The 15,570-nt window shown below is 40.1% G+C and carries 17 protein-coding genes; 16 read left to right on the forward strand and 1 reads right to left on the reverse strand.

Annotated elements, in window-relative coordinates; genetic code table 11:
* The first annotated feature begins 51 nt into the window (after window positions 1-51).
* The 7 genes from QNH20_RS00190 (at window position 52) to rsmI (ending at window position 4,844) form a co-directional block, all read left to right on the forward strand.
* Entirely contained in the window at window positions 52-381 is a 330-nt protein-coding gene (locus QNH20_RS00190; RefSeq protein WP_101648623.1) for a cyclic di-AMP receptor DarA, read from the forward strand.
* Between the two features lie 38 nt (window positions 382-419).
* Window positions 420-1,427: a DNA polymerase III subunit delta' gene (gene holB, locus QNH20_RS00195; RefSeq protein ID WP_283920985.1), complete on the forward strand. Its 1,008-nt coding sequence runs from the start codon at window positions 420-422 to the stop codon at window positions 1,425-1,427.
* On the forward strand, window positions 1,420-2,247 hold the full coding sequence (locus tag QNH20_RS00200; protein ID WP_283920986.1) for a PSP1 domain-containing protein: 828 nt from the start codon (window positions 1,420-1,422) through the stop codon (window positions 2,245-2,247). Before holB ends, QNH20_RS00200 begins: the two co-directional genes overlap by 8 nt.
* A complete protein-coding gene (gene yabA / locus QNH20_RS00205) occupies window positions 2,201-2,638 on the forward strand; it encodes a DNA replication initiation control protein YabA (RefSeq protein ID WP_283920987.1) in 438 nt (145 codons plus the stop codon). Before QNH20_RS00200 ends, yabA begins: the two co-directional genes overlap by 47 nt.
* Window positions 2,639-2,775: 137 nt before the next feature.
* Window positions 2,776-3,525 (forward strand): tRNA1(Val) (adenine(37)-N6)-methyltransferase, encoded by a 750-nt coding sequence (locus QNH20_RS00210; RefSeq protein WP_283920988.1) that lies wholly within the window; start codon window positions 2,776-2,778, stop codon window positions 3,523-3,525.
* Window positions 3,515-3,820, forward strand: coding sequence for a GIY-YIG nuclease family protein (locus QNH20_RS00215; protein ID WP_283920989.1), 306 nt, complete (start codon window positions 3,515-3,517; stop codon window positions 3,818-3,820). The genes QNH20_RS00210 and QNH20_RS00215 overlap by 11 nt, the downstream gene beginning before the upstream one ends.
* A gap of 142 nt (window positions 3,821-3,962) precedes the next feature.
* Complete coding sequence (gene rsmI, locus QNH20_RS00220; protein ID WP_283923316.1) at window positions 3,963-4,844, forward strand: 16S rRNA (cytidine(1402)-2'-O)-methyltransferase; 882 nt, start codon at window positions 3,963-3,965, stop codon at window positions 4,842-4,844.
* 94 nt (window positions 4,845-4,938) lie between these two features.
* Here the strand turns inward: rsmI and QNH20_RS00225 are convergent, their stop codons facing one another.
* The gene (locus QNH20_RS00225; RefSeq protein WP_283920990.1) at window positions 4,939-5,223 is read right to left on the reverse strand and encodes a transition state genes transcriptional regulator AbrB; all 285 of its coding nucleotides are present in this window, start codon (window positions 5,221-5,223) and stop codon (window positions 4,939-4,941) included.
* Window positions 5,224-5,793: 570 nt separating this feature from the next.
* Here QNH20_RS00225 and metG point away from each other — a divergent pair.
* The 9 genes from metG (at window position 5,794) to ispE (ending at window position 15,524) form a co-directional block, all read left to right on the forward strand.
* Complete coding sequence (gene metG / locus QNH20_RS00230; protein ID WP_283920991.1) at window positions 5,794-7,749, forward strand: methionine--tRNA ligase; 1,956 nt, start codon at window positions 5,794-5,796, stop codon at window positions 7,747-7,749.
* A gap of 482 nt (window positions 7,750-8,231) precedes the next feature.
* On the forward strand, window positions 8,232-8,999 hold the full coding sequence (locus tag QNH20_RS00235; protein ID WP_283920992.1) for a TatD family hydrolase: 768 nt from the start codon (window positions 8,232-8,234) through the stop codon (window positions 8,997-8,999).
* Window positions 9,000-9,235: 236 nt separating this feature from the next.
* Window positions 9,236-10,417: a G5 and 3D domain-containing protein gene (locus QNH20_RS00240; protein ID WP_283920993.1), complete on the forward strand. Its 1,182-nt coding sequence runs from the start codon at window positions 9,236-9,238 to the stop codon at window positions 10,415-10,417.
* A gap of 292 nt (window positions 10,418-10,709) precedes the next feature.
* Window positions 10,710-11,270 (forward strand): ribonuclease M5, encoded by a 561-nt coding sequence (gene rnmV, locus QNH20_RS00245; RefSeq protein ID WP_283920994.1) that lies wholly within the window; start codon window positions 10,710-10,712, stop codon window positions 11,268-11,270.
* Complete coding sequence (gene rsmA, locus QNH20_RS00250; protein ID WP_283920995.1) at window positions 11,263-12,141, forward strand: 16S rRNA (adenine(1518)-N(6)/adenine(1519)-N(6))-dimethyltransferase RsmA; 879 nt, start codon at window positions 11,263-11,265, stop codon at window positions 12,139-12,141. Before rnmV ends, rsmA begins: the two co-directional genes overlap by 8 nt.
* Before the next feature lie 282 nt (window positions 12,142-12,423).
* Window positions 12,424-13,317, forward strand: coding sequence for a sporulation peptidase YabG (yabG, locus tag QNH20_RS00255; protein WP_481858015.1), 894 nt, complete (start codon window positions 12,424-12,426; stop codon window positions 13,315-13,317).
* A gap of 465 nt (window positions 13,318-13,782) precedes the next feature.
* Window positions 13,783-14,046 (forward strand): biofilm formation stimulator Veg, encoded by a 264-nt coding sequence (gene veg, locus QNH20_RS00260; RefSeq protein ID WP_283920997.1) that lies wholly within the window; start codon window positions 13,783-13,785, stop codon window positions 14,044-14,046.
* Window positions 14,047-14,175: 129 nt separating this feature from the next.
* Window positions 14,176-14,361: a small, acid-soluble spore protein, alpha/beta type gene (locus tag QNH20_RS00265; RefSeq protein ID WP_283920998.1), complete on the forward strand. Its 186-nt coding sequence runs from the start codon at window positions 14,176-14,178 to the stop codon at window positions 14,359-14,361.
* 293 nt (window positions 14,362-14,654) lie between these two features.
* Window positions 14,655-15,524: a 4-(cytidine 5'-diphospho)-2-C-methyl-D-erythritol kinase gene (gene ispE, locus QNH20_RS00270; protein WP_283920999.1), complete on the forward strand. Its 870-nt coding sequence runs from the start codon at window positions 14,655-14,657 to the stop codon at window positions 15,522-15,524.
* Window positions 15,525-15,570 lie beyond the last annotated feature (46 nt).

Here is a 15,570-nt window from a genome sequence, read left to right on the forward strand (position 1 = left end):
ATAGATAGTGGAAACTAGAGTTGTAATAAATAGAGGAGAGGGTGTTTTCAAATGAAACTCATCATAGCCGTTGTACAAGATCAGGATAGCAATCGTTTATCTAAAGCATTAGTCGATAATAATTTTAGAGCGACCAAATTAGCTAGTACAGGTGGATTTTTGAAGTCAGGGAACACCACATTTATGATAGGTACCGAGGATATTCGGGTTGACCGGGCTCTCCAAATTATTAAGGACAACTGTAAGTCGAGAGATCAGTTGGTAGCCCCTGTCTCACCAATGGGCGGGAATGCCGACTCTTATGTCCCTTATCCAGTAGAAGTCGAGGTAGGCGGAGCGACAGTTTTTGTCTTACCTATCGAGCAATATATGCATTTTTAAACTATTGTTGTTAATTTTTAGATAAGTGAGTGATTATATTGGGAAAAACATGGGATCAACTAGAAGAGCTGCAGCCGACCGTGTTAAAAATGTTAAAAAACAGTTTGGTGAAAAATCGAGTGGCCCATGCGTACCTTTTTGAAGGCATGAGAGGGACAGAAAAAAAGGAAGTAGGTTTATTACTCACGAAGGCTCTTTTTTGTGAGTCGTTAATGGAGGGCTATAAACCATGCGAGGAATGTAATAATTGCCGGCGGATTAATAGTGGAAATCACCCTGATGTTCATATTGTCGAGCCAGATGGGTTATCGATTAAGGTTGACCAGATCAGAAACCTGCAAGCAGAGTTTTCGAAAAAGGGTGTTGAATCCTTGAAAAAGGTGTACTTGATTTCTCATGCTGATAAAATGAGTGTGAGTGCATCGAATAGTTTGTTAAAGTTTCTGGAGGAACCAAGTCCTGGGACGGTTGCCTTCCTTTTAACAGAACAGCAGCAGCAAATTCTGCCAACCATACTTTCTAGATGCCAAATATTAGCATTCCATCCGTTAGCACCCCAAGTGATGGTGAAACAGCTAGTTGAAAATGGCGTAGAACCAGTAAAGGCACCCTTGCTTGCCCAGTTAACCAATAATCTGGATGAAGCACTCAAATTAAATGTCGATGAATGGTTTGCACAAGCCCAAAAAATAGTGGTAAAATTATTTGAGGTGCTGAAAAAAAATCCGTTGGAGGCGATGGTAACGCTCCAGGGAGATTGGTTTTTACACTTTAAAGAAAAAGAACAGATTCAACGTGGGTTAGATCTTTTACTTCTTATTTTTAAGGATCTACTTTATATACAATTAGATAAAGAAGAGCAAATTGTTTTTATACAGGAAAGTGAGCGGTTAAAGCAATTTGCCCTAAAAACATCTGGACGGCGCTTATCGGATCAAATGTCAGCTATTCTTGATGCAAAAAGGAAGCTGCAGGCAAATATGAATCCTCAGCTGATGATGGAACAGCTTGTGTTAAAATTGCAGGAGGGATCTTCATTTGTATGATGTTGTAGGAGTACGCTTTAAAAAGGCGGGGAAAATCTATTATTTTGATCCAGGAGACCTCTCAATCGAAAAGGATGACTTTGTCATTGTCGAAACGGTCCGCGGCGTTGAATACGGCAGAGCGGTTATTGCCCGTAAACAGGTAGAGGAGCATGATGTTGTCCTTCCTTTAAAAAAGGTGGTCAGAATTGCCGATCAGAAGGATCGAATGATTGTGGAAGAAAATAAGCAGGAAGCCCAAGAGGCTTATGAGGTTTGTAATGAAAAAGTGAATGAGCATCAGCTGGATATGAAGCTAGTCGATGTTGAATATACATTTGATCGAAACAAGGTAATCTTCTACTTTACCGCGGATGGAAGAGTTGATTTTCGTGAGTTAGTAAAAGATTTAGCAGCGATTTTTCGGACACGCATTGAATTACGTCAGATTGGCGTCCGTGATGAAGCAAAAATGCTTGGCGGTATTGGACCGTGCGGGAGAATGCTATGCTGTTCTACCTTTTTAGGTGATTTCGATCCTGTCTCTATCAAAATGGCGAAGGATCAAAACCTTTCATTAAATCCTACAAAAATATCCGGTTTATGCGGCAGACTTATGTGTTGCTTAAAATATGAAAATGATGAATATGAATCCGCTAAAGAGGCTCTGCCGGATTTAGGGGAAATCATTGAAACACCGCAGGGTACAGGGAAAGTGGTAGGACTAAATATCCTAGAGCGGGTACTTCAGGTGGAACTAAAGGAACAAGAACGGGTCCTGGAGTATACTTTGGATGAAATTATTAAAGAAGGTGCTTTTTCTATACAATCCACAGATTAATGAGGTGGAAGCCGTGGATAAAAAGGAAATATTTGAATCAGTAAGTAATATGGAAACACAAATCGGCCATCTTTACCAAAAGCTAGGAGAGTTGAAGCAGCATTTAGCCGAAATACTAGAAGAAAATCATTATTTAAAGCTTGAAAATGAGCATCTAAGGCGCCGTTTAGATGTAACGATGGAAGAAGAAAAGAATGAAACAGATAATAAAAAGTCCGTAACAGTAGTCCAGGCTGTATCTCCGGGGGGAAAGCCTTTTGATATTGGGGAAGGATATGATAACCTCGCTCGTCTTTATCAGGAAGGCTTTCATATTTGCAACCTCCACTTTGGGAGCTTACGAAAGGAAGGCGATTGTTTATTTTGTCTCTCCTTTCTTAATAAGAAATAGCATTAAGAGGCTGACCAACATCAGCCTCTATTTTTTCATACAATTAGGCTGTGTTAAAGGTCATTGTTGATTGGAGCGAAGCGCCTGGAGCGGAAATCAACAGCCAGGTCTAACATAGCCAACAAGTAAAGAATAGGATGGTATTTGTGGTCAATTTGAGAGAAGATGAACGGTTAGATTATTTGTTAGCGGAAAACTTAAGGATCATTCAAAGTCCATCTGTTTTTGCTTTTTCGCTCGATGCCGTATTATTGGCGCGATTTGTTTACGTTCCCATTCAAAAAGGAAATTTAATTGATCTTTGCAGCGGAAATGGGGTTATTCCCTTATTTTTGAGTGCCCGTACAAAGGGGAATATAACGGGTGTGGAAATTCAAGAACGACTATATGATATGGCGATTAGAAGTATTGAATATAATGGGCTTCAGGAACGGTTAAAAATGATTTACGGTGATATTAAGGATATGCCCCAAAAACTTGGATTTGGAAAGTTTGATGTGGTGACCTGCAATCCGCCTTATTTTACGACTCCATCAAAAGAAGAAATAAATCCGAATGAACATTTGGCCATTGCCCGCCACGAGATTCTCTGTACGCTTGAAGATGCTGTAAAAGCTTCGAGTCAATTAGTGCGGCAGGGGGGGAAAGTGGCTTTTGTCCACCGTCCGGGCCGCCTCATTGATCTGATTACGTTAATGCGCCAGTATCGGCTTGAGCCAAAGCGAATTCAGCTTGCCTACCCAAAGCTTGGCAAGGAAGCCAATATTCTTTTAGTTGAAGCGATAAAAGACGGGAGTCCTGATTTAAAAATCCTTCCGCCTCTAATTGTTTATAATGAGGCGGATGAATACACTCCAGAGATTAGAGAGATTTTATATGGAGAATAGCAGTCATTACTTTTATGTTCTAACCTGTTCGGATGGAAGCCTGTATGGCGGCTATACCAATAATTTGGAGCGGCGGACTAAGCTGCATAATGAAGGAAAAGGGGCTAAATATACTCGGGGCAGGGGACCAGTCGAACTGACATTTTTTAAAGTCTTTGATCAAAAAAGTGATGCTTTAAAAGCAGAGTATCAATTTAAACAATTAACAAGAAAGAAAAAGCTTGAGTTTTTACGAAATAATACAAATAATGCTTTGAACTTTGAAAACAGTCTAGCTTCAGAGCCTAGCAACTAGTGTACTTCGTGCTCCTCCCTACGATAAGTCAACATCGACGCTTACGCTCTTCGTGTGTTTTCTTTATCTCAGTCTGAGCGCTCCAGTCCATACGTTGCTAAACGGGAGCTTTAGCTTTAATAATTGGAAATAGGTGATGATGATGTGGCAGCAAAAAAGCTTTCAGAACGAAGAGCATAAAGGAATTCTATATCTAGTTCCTACTCCCATTGGGAATCTGGAGGATATGAGCTTTCGGGCGATTAGAATTTTAAAAGAGGCAGATTTGATTGCTGCAGAAGATACAAGAAATACAAAGAAGCTATGTAATTATTTTGAAATTGATACTCCTGTTGTCAGTTATCACGAGCATAATAAGGAAACAAGCGGGGAGAAATTGATTGAAAAAGTAAAGCAAGGCTTAAAAGTTGCTCTTGTAAGCGATGCAGGAATGCCTGCCATTTCTGACCCAGGATATGAGCTTGTAGCTGCAGCCATTAGTGAACAAGCTGCTGTTGTCCCGTTACCAGGAGCAAATGCAGCACTCACCTCATTGATTGCCTCGGGGCTGCCATGCCAGCCCTTATATTTTTATGGTTTTTTAAATCGAAACAAGAAAAATAAGAGAGCAGAATTAGAAGGGTTGAAAAAGCAATCTGCGACGTTGATTTTTTATGAATCTCCACATCGTATAAAGGAAACTTTATCGATCATGCTTGATGTCCTTGGTAATAGGAATATGGCTTTATGCAGGGAGTTAACCAAAAAGTATGAGGAATTTATTCGTGGAACACTTGAAGAAGCAATTGAATGGGCGCATCAGGATGAAATTCGCGGTGAATTTTGTATCATAGTTGAAGGATCATCGGATTGGCAGCAAGAAGAAGAGTCCAGCTGGTGGCAGCATTTATCGCTTGAAGAACACGTAAATCACTACATATCAGTAAAGAGTATGCCGTCAAAGGAAGCGATTAAACAAACAGCAAAAGACCGCGGGCTTAACAAACGCGAAGTTTATCAGGCCTATCATATTGAGAATCAATAAAAAAAGCTCCAGCACTTATTTGGTGCTGGAGCTTGCTTCCTTACAAATATGCCTCTGTCTTCCTAAAGGCTCGCCAATCGGCGAGTTTTCTTTATTACTTCGCTACTTCAAAGTTTTTTTGAATTTCTTCTATTAATTGCTCTGCACCTTCACGGCTTAGAATTAATTTACCGCCTGCAAGAGCCATATTATCATCAGATACTTCACCAGTTACTTGGCAAGTCATATTTGGCTTGTATTTTTTTAAGATAATGCGCTCATCGTCAACATAGATTTCAAGTGCATCCTTTTCAGCAATGCCAAGTGTACGTCTTAATTCAATTGGAATAACCACACGACCTAATTCATCAACTTTACGAACAATACCTGTAGATTTCATACAATAATCTCCTCTCGTTAGTACACATATTTTTTAGCCAATAGAAAAGTAAACTTTCCTATCAGGCATAAGTGCAACTACGCCTCATGAACCGCCTAACGGCTCGCCAGTCGGCGAGTTTTCTATATCTATTTTTTAATTCGTCATTATTCGACAAATTTCTTATAAACCCATAATACCAGTACTTCCCATATCCGTCAATTATTTTATTTTGAAAAATAACAGAAAGTTTTTCCAGTAATACGTTTATTGATTTGATAGGGTTTACCCTAATATTGATTCAATCAAACTACCATTTTAATATTATTGTTGTTTAAACCACAATTTAAATTAGTTAGATATTATTCGACAAAATTCTACATTCATCAACCTTATCGCTCATATGTTTCGAAGGTTCACCATCCTTTATGGGTGCATAAGGAATAAAATTAAAAAAAATGGAAGTCTATGAATGACGCTTTCTTGCACAAATGTTCATTTTTCGGTATATTTTGATGATAGAAGCAGCAAAAAGAGGCAATAATGATTTAATGGAGTTTACGATTGCCTGCCTATTGGAGGGATAAGAAAATGGAGGAAAAATTAAAGACTTTTTATCTGACGACACCGATTTACTATCCAAGTGGAAATTTACATATTGGTCATGCTTATACTACTGTTGCCGGTGATGCAATGGCCCGTTACAAGCGGATGCGCGGCTATGATGTGATGTATTTAACTGGAACAGATGAACATGGTCAAAAAATTCAACGTAAAGCAGAAGAGAGTGGGATTACACCACAGCAGTATGTGGATGGAATTGTAACTGGAATCAAAGAACTTTGGAATAAGCTTGATATTTCTTATGATGATTTTATCAGGACAACGGAAAAAAGACATAAACAAGTTGTAGAAAAAATCTTTGCCAGACTTCTTGAACAAGGAGATATTTATCTAGATCAGTATGAAGGATGGTATTGTACACCTTGTGAATCCTTTTTTACGGATCGCCAGTTAGTGGATGGAAAATGTCCAGATTGTGGTCGTCCAGTTGAAAAAGTAAAAGAAGAATCTTACTTTTTTAGAATGAGCAAATATGTTGACCGTCTTTTACAATATTACGAAGAAAATCCTGATTTCATTCAGCCGGAGTCCCGCAAAAATGAAATGATTAATAACTTTATCAAGCCTGGTTTAGAAGACTTAGCTGTATCAAGAACAACTTTTGATTGGGGTATAAAGGTACCCGGGGATCCAAAGCATGTCATCTATGTATGGATTGACGCCCTTTCCAACTATATAACAGCTCTAGGCTATGGCACCGAAAATGACTCAAAATATTTAAATTACTGGCCGGCAGATGTTCATCTTGTCGGAAAGGAAATTGTCCGCTTCCATACAATTTATTGGCCGATTATGTTAATGGCATTGGATTTACCGCTGCCTAAAAAGGTATTTGCCCATGGCTGGTTATTGATGAAGGATGGGAAAATGTCTAAGTCGAAAGGGAATGTGGTTGATCCTGTCACATTAATAGACCGCTACGGCCTTGATGCATTAAGGTATTATTTATTACGCGAAGTACCATTTGGTGCAGATGGAGTATTTACACCGGAAGGATTTGTCGAAAGAATAAATTTTGACTTGGCCAATGATCTTGGTAACCTGTTAAACCGAACGGTTGCAATGATCGAAAAGTATTTTAATGGTGTGATTCCTGATTACACCGGTTCTACGGGGGAATTTGACGAGTCATTACTTCAAGTAAATCGTGAAACCGTGACAAAATACGAGGAAGCTATGGAGAAAATGGAGTTTTCTGTTGCCTTAACGTCCATTTGGCAATTAGTCAGCCGTACGAATAAATATATTGATGAAACACAACCGTGGGCTTTAGCTAAGGATGAGGAACGTAAAGGGGAACTTGCAAGTGTCATGGTTCACTTGGCAGAATCACTGCGGAGAATCGGTATTCTACTAAAGCCATTTTTAACCCGTACACCTAATGGTATTTTTAAACAACTGGGTATACATGATGAGAGTCTTAAAACATGGGAGAGTCTTGAAATCTTTGGTATGATTCCAAGTAGAACAAGGGTGGAAAAGGATGCTCCGCTATTCCCAAGACTTGAAATTGCGGACGAAGTGGAATTCATCAAAACAAAAATGCAAGGCGCTAAACCTGTTGTTGAAGAAAAGAAAGAAGAAAAACCAGAGGCAATTGCTGAAATTGCTATTGATGATTTCATGAAAATTGATTTGCGTGTAGCCGAGGTTATTCAAGCAGAGCCGATTAAAAAAGCGGATAAACTGCTTAAGCTTCAGCTTGACCTTGGTTACGAAAAGCGGCAAGTCGTTTCAGGGATTGCCCAGTACTATAAGCCGGAAGAATTAGTCGGTCGGAAAGTTATTTGTATTACAAATTTAAAACCAGTTAAATTACGCGGTGAATTATCACAAGGAATGATTTTAGCTGGATCAAAAGACGGACAGCTTTCTCTTGCCACTGTTGATCAAACATTACCAAATGGTGCGAAAGTGAAATAATGTAATAAAAGCGCCTGATTAGGGCGCTTTTATTTTTGGAATTAGCGCCTAGGGGGCTCGGTGTCATACGCATGTCTAGTTGCGGCTCCTTGGGACTCGAGTCGTAAGCCACCCCCTGAAGAAGGCAAAAAGCGCCTTCTTGCAGGGGTCGTCTTACGCCTTCGTCCCAAAACAGTCGCCTCCACATTTCAATCAATCCGTCAAGAAGGCTAAAAAAGCAGCCTTCTCGCCGGCCCGTCTTATGCCTGACTACAGAAAGCTATCGCTTTCTGTACGTATTAAGGGAGACTAATCTCTGGCTTCGCTTTGCTTGCTAGTCGATAAATCTCCCTATATCGCCCCTGTTCAAGGCGCTTCCGCTTTTCGATGTTCCACGTGAAACAAATTTCGGGACATTTCCTTTTTTTAATTTGATTTTTGACATTGAAAGACAGTAAGTGCACAATTTAGAGAAAAAAATAGAAAAGAGGGCTTGGTTTATTATGCTATTCGACACACATGCACACTTAAATGACACCCAATATAATGAGGATCTGCAAGAAGTCATTAATAGGGCTCAAAATGAAGGAGTCACCAATATGGTTGTTGTCGGATTTGATCGTCCGACCATTCAACGTGCAATGGAGCTAGCGGAAACCTACGAGTTTATTTATGCCTGTGTTGGCTGGCATCCTGTTGATGCCATTGATATGACAGATGATGATTTAGTATGGATTGAGGAATTAGCTTCCCACCCAAAGGTAGTCGCAATCGGTGAAATGGGCTTGGATTATCATTGGGACAAGTCTCCAAAGGAGATTCAAAAGGAGGTATTTCGTAAACAAATCAGGCTGGCCAAAAAAGTGAAGCTCCCAATCGTTATTCACAATCGTGAGGCAACAGCCGATATTGTGGAAATATTGAAGGAAGAAGGAGCTGAGGAAGTAGGGGGCATCATGCACTGCTTTAGCGGAAGCCCAGATGTAGCTCAGGAATGTGTAAAAATGAATTTTTATATTTCCCTTGGCGGTCCTGTTACCTTCAAAAATGCTAGAAAACCAAAAGAAGTAGCCGCTGAAATACCATTGGAAAAATTGTTGATTGAAACAGACTGCCCTTATTTGGCTCCGCATCCCTATCGTGGAAAACGGAATGAACCAAGTTATGTAAAACTGGTAGCTGAAGAAATTGCCGAAATAAAAGGGTTGACATTCGCAGAAGTAGCGGCAGCAACGACACTAAATGCTAAAAAACTATTCGCCATAAAATGATAAGGAAAATTGTCGAAATCCCTAGAAGCTTGTCCTAATTATTTCTAATAACAAAAAGTTCTACAAGTCTCCTTTTCAACATAGGATAACCGTGTCGATAAGTTTTTCTTTGCAATATTTCCAGGTTTGTGCATAATTAGAAATACGTTCACTGGATATGCAAGGATTGACAGCCGGCAGCATGGTTTTAATTATCTCTCCAAGAAAAGGAGGCGTTTTTCATCGTACTCAAACACATGAAAAACCTGTTTTCCCAGTCTTTGAGTAGGAGGTCATTGATCATTGTTTTTGCTAGTTTCGTAGTTTTGCTAACTGCACTTGGAATTCTTTTTTTTGAAGGTTCGAAGAACACGGTGGCAATAACACTTAATGGCAAGCGCGAGGTCGTAAAAACGCATGCAGATACCATCAAGGAATTATTAGATGAACTGGATGTACCTCATCGCTCCCAAGACTACTTGTCTCCAAAGACGAATACGAAGGTGAAAGACCACATGAAAGTCGTTTGGAAACAGGCAAACAAGGTTCACATTGTTAAAGACAACGAGAAGAAAACGGTCTGGACTACAGCCGGAACTGTGGCTGAGCTTCTAAAAGAGCAAAATATTGTATTGAAAGAGCAGGATCAAATATCACCAAAACCACAAACGGCAATAAAAAATAAGATGAATATTGATTTAAACATCGCATTTCATCTTACTTTTGTGGACGGAAGTAAGGAGCAGAAAGTTTGGGCCACTTCGACTACGGTCGCTGACTTTTTAACCCAGCAGGGGATCAAGCTAAATGAATTAGACCGAGTTGAACCATCATTAACAGATACCATCTCAGAGAATGGTGTTGTTAACGTCATTCGCGTAGAAAAAGTCACCGATGTAGTGGAAGAATCAGTTCAATTTGCCGTGGTAACAAAAAAGGATGAAAGCTTAGAAAAAGGGAAAGAAGAAATCGTAACCCCTGGTAAGCTGGGCCGTGTGTCTAAGCAATACGAGGTTGTGCTTGAAAACGGCAAGGAAGTTTCAAGAAAATTAATTAATGAGCAAAGCATTACAGAAAAGCAGGATAAAGTAGTGGCTGTCGGAACGAAGGAATTAGCCCTGCAAGTTTCACGTGGTGCAGATGAAACTGGAACAGAGTTTTACGTTACTGCAACTGCCTATACAGCCTCTTGTAATGGCTGTTCAGGACGTACTGCCACTGGTCTTAATCTCCATGCTAATCCGAATATGAAAGTCATTGCGGTTGACCCAAGAGTAATTCCGCTTGGAACAAAGGTGTATGTGGAAGGCTACGGCTACGCTGTTGCTGCTGATACAGGCGGAGCAATTAAAGGGTATATCATTGATTTATTTATGCCATCGAAAGCGGAAGCGTACCGCTGGGGGCGTAAGAAGGTAAAGATAAAGGTTTTGCAATAATTTACTCTATGCAGAGGAATCGTTCCTCTGCATTTTGCTTTTTCCGAGAATTTCTTTATACTTACATCGATACAGTATATTTTTTCGGTTTCTTTCTTTCATTGTATGAATACGTTTAATAATATAGACGATGGACGTTACAAAAATGTTTCAATTATTTTTCATTTTTTACTAGAAAGTTTTAAAATTTTAACTTTGAGAAATGTCTAGATCCAGAGCTTAGCGGCTAGGTAGTGGACTTATCTAAACAGGCGCTTGCTCTTTTCTCATTACGGAGGCTTTTACATTTACTATGAGGATAAAAGAAATTATTGTCGTTGAGGGAAAAGATGATACGACAGCGATTAAACGGGCAGTTGACGCAGATACCATTGAGACTAATGGCTCTGCAGTGAATCAAACTACGATTGAAAAGGTACTGCTTGCCCAAGAGACACGAGGCGTGATTATTTTTACAGATCCAGACTTTCCTGGTGAAAAAATCAGGAAGACGATTGCAGCTGCAGTACCTGGCTGTAAACACGCTTTTCTTACGAAGGAAGCGGCGATTGCTAAAGGCGGCAGAGGTCTTGGTGTTGAACATGCGAGTCCAGAGGCAATTAAAGAAGCATTGAAGGATGCTCAAATCATGCATGAAACGATATCAGAAGAAATTACCCAAGAGGATTTACTTACTGCCGGTCTTATCGGCGGTGAGGGTGCGAAGGAACGAAGAATTATTCTCGGCAAACTTTTAAAAATTGGCTATACAAATGGAAAACAATTGCACAAGCGCTTAATGATGTTCCAAATCAGCAGGCAGGAATTTGCACAAGCACTAAGTGTTATACGTCAGGAGGAACAAAATGAATAAAGATATTGCAACCCCTGTGAGAACTAGGGCTATTCTCGAAAAATATGGTTTTTCTTTTAAGAAAAGCCTTGGTCAGAACTTCTTAATTGATACAAATATTTTAAAAAAAATAGTTAGCTTTGCCAATCTGAATGAGAATTCCGGGGCAATAGAAATTGGTCCGGGTATTGGCGCCCTTACCGAGCAGCTGGCACGGACGAGTAAAAAGGTCGTCGCTTTTGAAATCGATCAAAGATTATTACCCATCTTAAATGACACATTATCACCATATGAAAATGTCAAAATTGTTCACAAGGATGTATTAGAGGCAGACATTCAAGTGGTGATGGAGGAAGAGTTTAAAGGCATTGACGATATAATGGTTGTTGCCAATTTACCCTATTATGTGACAACTCCTATCATCATGAAGCTGCTGGAGGATCGGCTGCCGATTCGCGGAATCGTTTGTATGCTCCAAAAAGAGGTTGCTGACCGTATTTCTGCTAAGCCTGGTACGAAGGACTTTGGCTCGCTTTCGATCGCCATTCAATATTACACAGAGGCAGAAACCGTGATGATTGTTCCCAAAACTGTTTTTGTTCCACAGCCGAATGTCGATTCTGCTGTGATCAGACTGATAAAACGGGAGCAGCCAGCTGTGACCGTAAAAGATGAAGCTTTCTTTTTTCAAGTAACAAAAGCCAGCTTTGCCCAAAGAAGAAAAACCTTACTCAATAACTTAACAAGTCAGCTTCCTGAAGGGAAACAAAAAAAGGAGGAGATTCTCGCTGCCCTGCATGTAAGTGGAGTTGAACCCACCAGAAGAGGAGAGACTTTATCTTTAGAGGAATTTGGCCGTTTAGCCGATCAACTATATCCTTATTTCCATTAGACCTTTTTCTAAGAAGGTCTTTTTTTTGCATAAAAAGTCACCCATTTTCAAATACAGATTTTTCTCACATGGACACCTTTGTTTGCATAGCCTATGAGAGAAACCCTATCCCGCATTAACGGGCAGTTAGACCTTCATTACTTTTAGGAAACCTACCAAGGAATAGTGAGAGGCAACTGCCCGTTAAAGCACGATTGTTTCAACAAACTATCAGTGGGGATAGGCCACTACAGATGGAAGGTTCAACTTATACTCAAGGCCTCTTTTGCTGGTCTTATTGGAGTGACGGCAGTGGAAATAAAAATAAATGATATTGTCGGTAGAAAATCATATAACTGTGATCTTCTATTTCGTGTGATTGATATGCAAAAAATAAATGACCAGAATTTCGCAATCCTTTATGGCGAGGATTTTCGTCTTGTTGCCGATGCACCTTATGCTGATTTAGTTGTTGTTAACCAGCATGAAAGGGTGAAACTAAGACAAGAATACAGGACGCTTGAAGAACAGTCGTTACGGCTTTTTACACAGGATGTTGATTTGTTAAAATCCAGGCAGGAATATGAAGTAACAGGCGGCTATGTCAAACCGAGCAATTATTTTCAAATCCCGGGGAAGGTGCTCCATTTGGATGGTGACCCCTCCTATTTGAAAAAATGTATGACATTATATGAAAAAATCGGGATACCGGTTTTAGGAATACACTGTCATGAAAAGGAAATGCAGAATAAAATTGCTGAATTAATTGACCACTATCGTCCAGATATTCTTGTCATCACCGGGCATGACGCCTATTCAAAGGCAAAGGGGAAGATGACGGATATTAATGCTTATCGCCATTCAAAACATTTCGTCCAAACAGTTATAGAGGCACGGAAAAAAATCCCTCATTTAGATCAATTAGTCATCTTTGCCGGTGCATGCCAATCCCATTTCGAATCGCTCATCCACGCGGGGGCAAACTTCGCAAGTTCTCCATCAAGGATCAATATTCACGCACTCGACCCAGTCTATATTGTCGCAAAAATAAGCTTTACCCCCTTTATGGAAAGAATTAACGTTTGGGATGTCTTACGAAATACATTAACAGGAGAGAAGGGGCTTGGGGGCATTGAAACAAAAGGTGTGTTACGAACAGGGATGCCATACAGACCCGTAAATGACCAAGAAGAATAAGCCTTAAATAAAATTATGAGGGAAATACTTTGAGAATTGTCCAGCTACAGTGCCAAGCGACTAGTGGCCATCCCACTCCTTCCTACGATAAGTCAACATCGAATCGCTGTCGCTCTCCGTGTTGTCTAGCTGCAGCGCCTAGGGGCTCGGGGTCATAAGTGTGTCTAGTTGCGGCTCCTTGGGACTCGAGTTGTAAGCCACCCCCTGAAGAAGGCAAAAAGCTCCTTCTTCAGGGGTCGTCTTACGCCTTCGTTCCAAAACAGTCGCCTTCGCTATTATGATTAGGTTTTTTTTGAAGCAATACATATTCCACCATTAAAAAGGTTACGATAAGAAATGTTGAAAATTAGAAGAAAAAGTAGAATAAAAAATATTGACAAACTTTTTGTCGGACTGATATAATTTATATTTTTGTTTGACAGGACTATGTCAGTGTGTTATACTTTACATAGTGAGGTGGATCGAATGCCAAAAACCTTAGCCGATATCAAAAAGGCTCTTGACACGAATTTAGGGAAAAGGTTGTTGCTAAAAGCAAACGGAGGACGCAGGAAAACGATTGAACGTTCAGGTGTTTTAGCCGAAACTTACCCATCTGTTTTTGTTATTGAATTAGATCAGGATGAAAATTCATTCGAGCGTGTTTCTTACAGCTATGCGGATGTATTAACAGAAACAGTTCAAATTACTTTCTACGATGATGCAACAGGACATGTAGCTTTAAGCTAGCATATAAGCAATGGATGGCAGTAAACATAGGGTTTACTGCTTTTTGCTATTTAAAGGATAATTTGGATATCATGAAATTCCTTGAGTATCTCATACTATGAATGCTGTGGTATGAAAGGGGTTGTTTAGATGGCTAGAAGAAGAGGTATTATGTCCGACCGTTTTAAAGAAGAGCTTGCAAAAGAGCTTGGATTTTACAATGTTGTTCAAAAAGAGGGATGGGGCGGTATCCGGGCAAGGGATGCAGGGAATATGGTGAAACGTGCCATTGAACTTGCAGAAGAACAATTGATCCATCAGGGTCATAAGACTTAAGTCCTGAATAACCACTATCGCATTTCGTTTAAACAAATCTTGACCACAGCCAGGCCAGTGGAGGGAAACAGAAAGGTCCCCTTGCTGGCCTTTTTCTTTACTCATTGTCCAAAAAATGACTTTTTCGAGTACGTAATTAATGATAAAATATTAAATTTGACAGGATATATCATATCTTACGTCTTACATTTATCGTTTTGTGGTAAAATAGGACAAAATGTGGAATTTGGAATAGGGAATGCGGAAGCGCCTTTGGGTGCTAGAGCTGGACAAAACAAAAGTAGGTGGACGTAGTGAAGCTTTTAGTCAAAGCACCGGCCAAAATAAATTTAGCATTAGATGTTTTACATAAACGTTCCGATGGCTATCATGAGGTTGAAATGATCATGACCACTATTGATTTGGCTGATCGGATAGAACTAACTTTATTAAATCAAGATAAAATACATATTCTTTCTCATAATCGATATGTTCCTGATGACCAGCGCAACTTGGCCTTTCAAGCAGCACAACTGCTAAAGGACCGATTTGATGTGAAAAAGGGTGTGCTGATCTCAATTGAAAAAACGATTCCAGTTGCTGCAGGGTTAGCAGGAGGAAGCAGTGATGCAGCTGCAACCTTAAGAGGCTTAAATAAACTTTGGGATCTTGGCTTATCCATGGATGAATTAGCCGAGCTAGGGAGCGAAATTGGGTCGGATGTTTCTTTTTGTGTTTATGGAGGAACAGCTTTAGCAAAGGGAAGAGGAGAGGTCATTACTGAGCTGCCTGCACCTCCGACATGCTGGATAATCCTTGCGAAGCCGTTCATTGGGGTTTCGACAGCAGAGGTTTACCGCCGGCTTGATGTGAATCGAACGAATCATCCTGATATTGCTGGCATGATTGAGGCAATTTACAATCATGACTATCAAAAGGTATGCGGCAAAGTTGGTAATGTTCTAGAGAATGTTACCTTAAACCTTCACCCTGAGGTTGCCCAAATAAAGGAGCAAATGAAGCGTTTTGGCGCAGATGCTGTATTAATGAGCGGCAGCGGACCAACCGTGTTTGGAATTGTCCAGCATGACTCAAGAATGCACCGGATCTATAACGGATTAAGGGGATTCTGTGATCAGGTTTTCGCTGTTCGTATGCTGGGAGAACGACACTCGCTTGATTAAAGGCGTACAATAATGATATCCTTGATTTAGAATATTCGGCTTTTTG

The organism is Neobacillus sp. WH10 (assembly GCF_030123405.1).
In the GTDB taxonomy this organism is placed as follows: Bacteria; Bacillota; Bacilli; order Bacillales; family Cytobacillaceae; genus Neobacillus.

Excerpts from the sequence above, each read along its gene's own strand:
- QNH20_RS00190 (WP_101648623.1), top strand. The coding sequence starts at position 52 with ATGAAACTCATCATAGCCGTTGTACAAGATCAGGATAGCAATCGTTTA.
- yabA (WP_283920987.1), top strand. The coding sequence starts at position 2,201 with ATGAAATTATTAAAGAAGGTGCTTTTTCTATACAATCCACAGATTAAT.
- QNH20_RS00210 (WP_283920988.1), top strand. The coding sequence starts at position 2,776 with ATGGTATTTGTGGTCAATTTGAGAGAAGATGAACGGTTAGATTATTTG.
- QNH20_RS00215 (WP_283920989.1), top strand. The coding sequence starts at position 3,515 with ATGGAGAATAGCAGTCATTACTTTTATGTTCTAACCTGTTCGGATGGA.
- rsmI (WP_283923316.1), top strand. The coding sequence starts at position 3,963 with ATGTGGCAGCAAAAAAGCTTTCAGAACGAAGAGCATAAAGGAATTCTA.
- QNH20_RS00225 (WP_283920990.1), bottom strand. The coding sequence starts at position 5,223 with ATGAAATCTACAGGTATTGTTCGTAAAGTTGATGAATTAGGTCGTGTG.
- metG (WP_283920991.1), top strand. The coding sequence starts at position 5,794 with ATGGAGGAAAAATTAAAGACTTTTTATCTGACGACACCGATTTACTAT.
- QNH20_RS00235 (WP_283920992.1), top strand. The coding sequence starts at position 8,232 with ATGCTATTCGACACACATGCACACTTAAATGACACCCAATATAATGAG.
- QNH20_RS00240 (WP_283920993.1), top strand. The coding sequence starts at position 9,236 with ATGAAAAACCTGTTTTCCCAGTCTTTGAGTAGGAGGTCATTGATCATT.
- rnmV (WP_283920994.1), top strand. The coding sequence starts at position 10,710 with ATGAGGATAAAAGAAATTATTGTCGTTGAGGGAAAAGATGATACGACA.
- rsmA (WP_283920995.1), top strand. The coding sequence starts at position 11,263 with ATGAATAAAGATATTGCAACCCCTGTGAGAACTAGGGCTATTCTCGAA.
- veg (WP_283920997.1), top strand. The coding sequence starts at position 13,783 with ATGCCAAAAACCTTAGCCGATATCAAAAAGGCTCTTGACACGAATTTA.
- QNH20_RS00265 (WP_283920998.1), top strand. The coding sequence starts at position 14,176 with ATGGCTAGAAGAAGAGGTATTATGTCCGACCGTTTTAAAGAAGAGCTT.